Genomic DNA, 6413 nt, shown 5'->3' on the forward strand with positions numbered 1-6413 from the left:
GACCAGCCGCGCATCGGTGGCAGCGTCGTGACGCTCGGCAATCAGCTTGGCCGCGGCGCGCGTCGCTGCGTTTGCCGCGGTGGCGCGCAGCTCCTCGATCGCGCTGCGCTCCTCGGCGGCGATCTTCTCCTCGGCCATGCGGGTGCGCCGTTCGACGAGGGCTTCGGCGTCGGTCCGGGCCTTGGCCACGATGTCCTCGGCGTCGTGACGGGCGCGCTCGAGCAACGCCTCGCGGTCCTTGTCCGACGACGCAGCCTTGGCTTCATATTCGGCCTTTAGCGCCTCGGCTTCCTTGCGCAGTGCCTCGGCCTCGGCGAGCTGCTTGCGGATGAGCTCGATCTTGCCGTCGAGCGAACCGGTCAGCGTACGGTGAATCCCGCCTTTCAGAAGGATCAGGATCACGACGACCATTGCGAGCGCGATCCACCAGGGGGCACCGAAGCCGAAGGCGGTCGGCTCTGCGGCCTCGGCAGGGACATCGACCGCGGAGAGGAGCAGCGCACTAACCATTGAGCTCGGTCCTCACCGCCATTGCGGCTTCGTTCGAGTCAATCGCGATGCCGGTCAGCCGCCCGACCATCTCTCGCGCCGCATCGGCCGCGACGGATTCGATCTCGGCCCGGGCAGCGATCACGGCGGTCCGGATCTGGCCCTCCGCCGCTTCGACCTTCCGAGCGACGGACTCGGCGGCCGCCTTGACCCGGGTCTCGGTCTCCATCGCGCTAGCCTGTTTCGCCTCCTGCGCGACGCGGCCGGCTTCGGCGCGGGCAGCATCCATTCGGGTGCGCCAGTCCGCTTCCGTCTTGTCCGCCTGCTCGCGCGCCGCCTGGGCACGCTCGAGGTCGGCCGCGATCTGTGAATCACGAGCGCCGACCGTCCCGCGGATCTTGGGCACCATCCCTCGCCCGATGACGAAATAGATGATGCCGAACACGACGGCGAGCCAGAACAGCTGGGAGACGAAGATCTCCGAAAGCTGGTTGATCTGAGGCATAAGCGGACGACCTACCCGAGCTTGCCGCTTAGGCGTGCGGCGGAGCGTAGAGGATGATCATCGACACGACGAACGCGATCAGGCCGAGCAGCTCGGCGAGCGCGAAGCCGATCAGAACGCGCGTGAACTGGCTGTCCGACGCCGCCGGGTTGCGGACGGCGCTTTCCAGGAACGGGCCCCAGACGTTGCCGACGCCGATCGCGGCCGCACCGACGCCAATCGCGGCGAGGCCGGCGCCAATCACCTGGGCTGCTGCAAGATCCATAACGAAACTCCTTGGGTTAGACTGTTGAACTTAGTGAAGGTTGACCGCGTCGTTGAGATAGACCGCGGTCAGCAGGGTGAAGACATAGGCCTGGATGAGGCACACCAGGATTTCGAGAAGGCCGATGAAGATGACGAACAGGAAGCTCAGCACCCCGACGCCCATCCCGAGCGCGCCGCCATTGAGGCCGTTGACGATGAAGCTTCCGAAGACCTCCATCAGCACGTGGCCGGCGAAGATCGCGACGAACAGTCGAAGCCCGAGGCTGAACGGCCGGACGAGAAAGCTGATGAGCTCGATCGGGAACAGGAAGGCCTGCATGTACCAGGGCACGCCCGGCGGCAGGAACAGAGCGAAGAAGTGAAAGCCGTGCTTCTTGAAGCCGACGATGACGACGATCGAGAAGCTCAGGATCGCGAGCACGCCGGTGATCGAAAAATGACTCGTCGACGCGAACGGGTGAAGGCCCGGCACGACCGCGAACGGCAGGATGCCGAGGAAGTTCGCAACCAGGATGAAAGTGAACAGCGAGAACAGCAAAGGCTCGAACTTGCGGCCTTCGGGCCCGATCGTCGTTCCGGCCATCTTCTCGATCATGCCGGTCAGTTCCTCGACCGCCATCTGCCAGCGGCCGGGGACCAGCTCGCGCTTCATGCCCATGGCGATGAAGCCGACGACGACGACCAGCGCGATCAGCATCCACAGGGCGCTGTTCGTCAGGCTGATGTCATAGCCGCCGATATGAAGGGGAACGATCGGATGCACTTCGAACTGGTGCATCGGGTCGAACTTGGCTCCGCCCGCCACTGCTATTCTTACCTCTCGTCGACTTGGTCGCCGCTCGCCGGCGGAGACTGCTTGGTCCAGAAATAGACGTTCCGAAGGCCGACGCCGAAGCCGACGAACAGCCCGATGATCATGAACAGCGGCTTGGTCTTGAACAACGTGTCCAGGCCCAGGCCGAACAGAAATCCTCCGGCAGGAGCACCGATCATCTGGCCCGCCAGCTTTTGGCCGAACTGGCGGACCCGGTCCGGTTGCCCCTTCCGCGCCCGTTGAGCCTCGGCCTGCTGCAGCCGGTCGAGCCGCTCATCGAGCGATTCGAGCCGCGCATCGGGTGGAAGCTTCGGGACCTCGCCGGTTTCGTCCTCTGCCATGCGTCTCCCCTGTGCGTCGCCCCGCTGGTGAGTGGGGCCAGGCAAAGGGCGAGGAACATGGCGGAAATCGCGCCCGCCAAGGCGCCGCCCCTTTATGAACCGGCGTCTGGATAGTCAACCGCGGGGAAGGGCGATCAGCGACAGTAATCCGGCGACGGCGGCGTCTGCCCGGCTGCCAGCCGGTGCCAGGCGCCGTCGCCGAGCATGTAGGACTGCCCCGCGCGCAGGCCGGCGATGAGCTGGCAGCCGGTGGCGATGCCGACGACCTGGGCGTTGACCCGGCGCGTTGCCGCGAGCTGGAAATAGAGGCTTCGGCGCTGGAGGTTGATCGCCGATACCTGCCGCCGCACTTCGGGCGAGGCCGAGCCCGCGATTCCCATGTAGCCGTCGTAGCGCTCGCCGACATCGCCTGACCGCACCGCCGCCGCCAGTGAGGCCGGGGTCTGCGCCGCTGCTGGAGCTGTGACCAGCAGCGCCGCCATCCCTGCGAAGAACCGCCGCCCAGTCACGGGTTGGTCGGCGCGGGCGGGAACGCCTGCGGGTTTTTCTGGATCATTTGCTGGACGTCCTGCTGCAATCGCACCAGCACCTCCTGCTTGATGTCGACGTTGAGGTTGACCTCGATCGGCTTCTCGGGAGCCTTGACCGTGATGCATCCGGTGAGCGGCAGGACGGCAATCGAGCCGACCGCCAATCGGGCCAGTTTCCGGTGGGGTCTCGTCACTTCGCACCTCCAGGTGGTGGGTTTGTCGATGGGGTTTTGGCCGGCGCCGGAGCAGGTTCGTTCTGCTTGGTCGTGCTCAGCACCTCGACCTTCAGCGCCGGCGAATCGATCGGGAACGGCATCACCGGGGCGATGACCTGCGTCGGGTCCTTGAATGCCTTGGCAGTCTGGATGAGCGCCCGGAAAGGCCCATTGATGTTGAGGTTGAGCTTCAGCGGGAGCTTGTCGAAAGCCCGATGCACGAGCGAAGCCACGATGCCGTGTCCCGGCCCCAACGAGACCTGGTCGATGGTCACCTTGGTCGCGAACTCGCCAGCAAGGTCGCCATCCAGGCGGATGACCATCGATCGATAGCGGATATCGCTGAGGATGCTGAATGCCAGGCCCGGCACCAGTCCCTTGGGCTTCACGCCCTGGTACTTGAGCTCGCCGCCCGGCTGGCGCGAGGTCAGCACGCCGCCGACGATCCGCCCGCCATTCTCATCGAACACCATCGGCAGCTCGCCGTCGAAAATGCCGCTCAACGAGAAGCCGGAGAAGCCGAGGCTGTCGACGAACTGCTTGGTGTCGAAACCGACGAGGCGGAATGTCAGCTTTTTGGGCTGGTGGCCGTTGAAGTCGAGGATCGTCTCCTCGAGAATCAGCTGTCCGCCCATGAACGGCCATTCGCCCTGCTCGATCTTCACGCGGTTGTTGCGCAGGATCTGGTAATGGACGACCCCATCGTTGACGGTGATGCCCGGATTGACCGTCGCGACCGTTGCGACCTGGTGAGGCGCAGTCTCGAGGTTGAGCAGGTCGGTGAAGTGGAGGCTGGTGCTGAGCCCCGCGACCGGCCCGAACGGCGCCGCGAGGTCCATGTTCCGGGTCGAGAAATCGCCGGTCGAGGTCACCTCGCCGCCCGACGCCCAGTCGATCCGGCCCTGCCCGCGAACCGTGCCGTTGACGAGCGCGACCACGCCTTCGGTCAGCCGGGTCAGGTCGTCGGGCTGCAGGCTGGGGCCGAAGGCGATGCCCGGAACGTCGAGGGTCGCATGGCCCGCGCCGTCGGACAGGCGATGCTCGAGGTTCACGGCCGTCACCTCCGTCCCCGTCGCGGGATGGCGCAGGATGCCGTTCGCGCGGACATAGTCGCCGGCAATGGTCAGGTGCACGTCGTTGCTGCGCAGCGGATAGAAGCGCGGGTCGGGTGCCCGGTCGGACACGGTGGTTGCCGCGTCGACGGTGACGTCGCTGTTGAGGAAGCTCCACTTGCCGTTCGCCTCGCTCATCACCAGCGGGACGCTACCCACGGTGCCGCCGCCGCCACTGAACGCCCCGGCGAAGCCTGACCTGAGGAAGCTGCCCGTCAGGTGCGACGCGTTGAACAGGATGGGTGAGGTCGGCCGGCCGAGGCGCATCCCCAGCCGGTCGAATGAAAACTGCTTCTCGTTCACAAGCGCCTGCGCTGCCGCGACATGAAGCGGCGAACTGCCGATGCGGCCGTCGATCACCGGCGCGTTGATTCGGCCGGCGGTCTGCAGCGGTCCCGACGGGGACTTCGCGATGATCGCCCGGCCGACCGGGCAGACTGGAAGCCGCGTCGGCCCGATCTGGAGCGAGCCGGCCCGCAGGTAGCTGAAGCTTACCACCTCGCAGGCAGAGCCGAACGCGAAGCTGCCGCCGCGGCCGATGGTGCCCTCGATCGGGATGCGCAGCGCCTGGACTCGCCCGGTCGACGAGATCGGGCCGTCGAGCTGCGCTGCGGTCGTGAGCCGGGTGGTACCGCCCCCGATGTCCGCAAAGCGGATCGGCGCCATCGCCAGCCGCGCGCCGCCGGCGCTATAGGGTGCGATCTCGGCGACGCCGTTGATCGGCGCATTGGGCCGTGGCTGGCGGATGCTGACCCGTCCATTCGGCAGGCCCCCGCCACCCATCTGGATGTCGCTGTCGATCCTCAGCGCCGAGGCCGGCCAGTAATAGGTCACGCCGCTGCCGCCCACGATCCGCGCCTGGGCGCCCCGCGGACCGCGAACGCTCGCGTTCTGGATGCGCACGCCGCCGCCGCCAGGGAAATTCACGACGCGGATCTCGCCCGCAGTGTCGAAGTTGCCGGCGGTGCGCTGGATCGCCCCGCCGATTGCCGTCGCGATCGGGCCGATCGGGGTCTTCGCCGCCGCCGCCAGTGGGCCGGTCACGCCCGCCAGCATCGACCGGTCGAGCGCCGCGTTGTTCGCGAGCACGTTGCCGGCGAGGACGAACGTGCCCGCCCTGATCCCGAGCGCGTACTTGCCCTCCAGCGCGGTGCGATTGGCGAAGATCGTCGCCATCCGCGAATTCTGCGCCGACAGCTTCACGGCACCGCGAACGTCGGCGAACGAGCCCTTGTAGGTGAGGTCGCCGGCGAAGTTCGCGAGACCGTTCGCCCCCGCCGTCAGCTTGGCAATGGCCATTCGCCCGCTGCCGTCGACGTTCGTGAACGCCTCGTTGAAAGCCGCCTTGGCATCGAAACTGGGAGCGACGATGTCGAACTTGCTGGTCGGGCAGGTGAATCGGCCCAGGCCGACCGGTCCCTCGACGTGCGGGTGCCGAGCGATGATCGACACCGCGAAGTTCGCCCTGAGCTGAAGTGCTTCGCAGCGTCCGGGAGCCATCCGCGGGCTCGACAGCGCCACTCGTCCCTTGAAGCCGCCGCTCAGCCGGCCTGTCCCCTCCAGCGATGCGCCCAGGGGGCCGAAGGGCGTTGCAAGCGCAATGCTGCTGTCGGCGACGTCGAGCACGAAATTGGGCAGCGCAAACGGCTTGTTGCTCGGGGGCGGCATCATCTTGTCGATCTCGCCCCAGCTGACGCGCCCGCCGGCCAGACGACCCCGCAGCCGGACGCCGCGAGCGACGATTCGGTAAACCTCGAAATTGCCGTTCCACTTCAGCCGCATCTGGATCTGTGCGTGGCGAGCGACGAGATCGGGACGATTGCGATTGCCGATGACGAGGTTGCTGACCTCCTGCGTGCGAAGGCCGATGCGGTCGAGGTGGTAGCTTGCCTGGACGCCGCGCCGCTCGAATTCTTCCTGCAGGAAGTGCGTCGCGATCGGCCGCCGCTCGATCCATATCCCGATGACCGCGATCAGCATCAGCACGAGCAGCCCGGTGGCGATAATGATCGCCAGCCGGCGCCACGGGCGCGGCCGGTGATGGATCACGATCGTTTCGCCCGCCTCGTCCGGCACTTCGGCCTCGCCGCTCCTCCGCTCCGCCATTGGGGTGAACTAACCCATGCCCGACGGGACCGTT

At 66.8% G+C, this 6413-nt stretch carries 8 protein-coding genes; all 8 read right to left on the reverse strand.

Going from position 1 to position 6413, the window contains the following annotated elements:
* On the reverse strand, window positions 1-510 hold a 510-nt coding region (locus JOZ79_RS07820; RefSeq protein ID WP_294072887.1), incomplete at its 3' end, for a F0F1 ATP synthase subunit B.
* Window positions 503-994, reverse strand: coding sequence for an ATPase (locus JOZ79_RS07825; protein WP_294072889.1), 492 nt, complete (start codon window positions 992-994; stop codon window positions 503-505). The genes JOZ79_RS07820 and JOZ79_RS07825, both read right to left, overlap by 8 nt.
* Before the next feature lie 28 nt (window positions 995-1022).
* Window positions 1023-1259 carry a F0F1 ATP synthase subunit C gene (locus JOZ79_RS07830; RefSeq protein ID WP_294072892.1) on the reverse strand — a complete coding sequence of 79 codons (237 nt, stop codon included), beginning with the start codon at window positions 1257-1259 and terminating at the stop codon, window positions 1023-1025.
* Between the two features lie 30 nt (window positions 1260-1289).
* Entirely contained in the window at window positions 1290-2039 is a 750-nt protein-coding gene (locus tag JOZ79_RS07835; protein ID WP_294072904.1) for a F0F1 ATP synthase subunit A, read from the reverse strand.
* A gap of 35 nt (window positions 2040-2074) precedes the next feature.
* Window positions 2075-2416 carry an AtpZ/AtpI family protein gene (locus JOZ79_RS07840; protein WP_294072894.1) on the reverse strand — a complete coding sequence of 114 codons (342 nt, stop codon included), beginning with the start codon at window positions 2414-2416 and terminating at the stop codon, window positions 2075-2077.
* A 134-nt stretch (window positions 2417-2550) separates the two neighbouring features.
* Window positions 2551-2925, reverse strand: a complete 375-nt coding sequence (locus tag JOZ79_RS07845) for a DUF1318 domain-containing protein (RefSeq protein WP_294072897.1) — start codon at window positions 2923-2925, stop codon at window positions 2551-2553.
* Complete coding sequence (locus JOZ79_RS07850; protein ID WP_294072899.1) at window positions 2922-3140, reverse strand: YnbE family lipoprotein; 219 nt, start codon at window positions 3138-3140, stop codon at window positions 2922-2924. Before JOZ79_RS07850 ends, JOZ79_RS07845 begins: the two co-directional genes overlap by 4 nt.
* On the reverse strand, window positions 3137-6379 hold the full coding sequence (locus JOZ79_RS07855; RefSeq protein ID WP_294072902.1) for a YdbH domain-containing protein: 3243 nt from the start codon (window positions 6377-6379) through the stop codon (window positions 3137-3139). The genes JOZ79_RS07850 and JOZ79_RS07855 overlap by 4 nt, the downstream gene beginning before the upstream one ends.
* Window positions 6380-6413 lie beyond the last annotated feature (34 nt).

Origin of the sequence: Sphingomonas sp. (assembly GCF_019242355.1) — a bacterium.
GTDB lineage: Bacteria > Pseudomonadota > Alphaproteobacteria > Sphingomonadales > Sphingomonadaceae > Sphingomicrobium.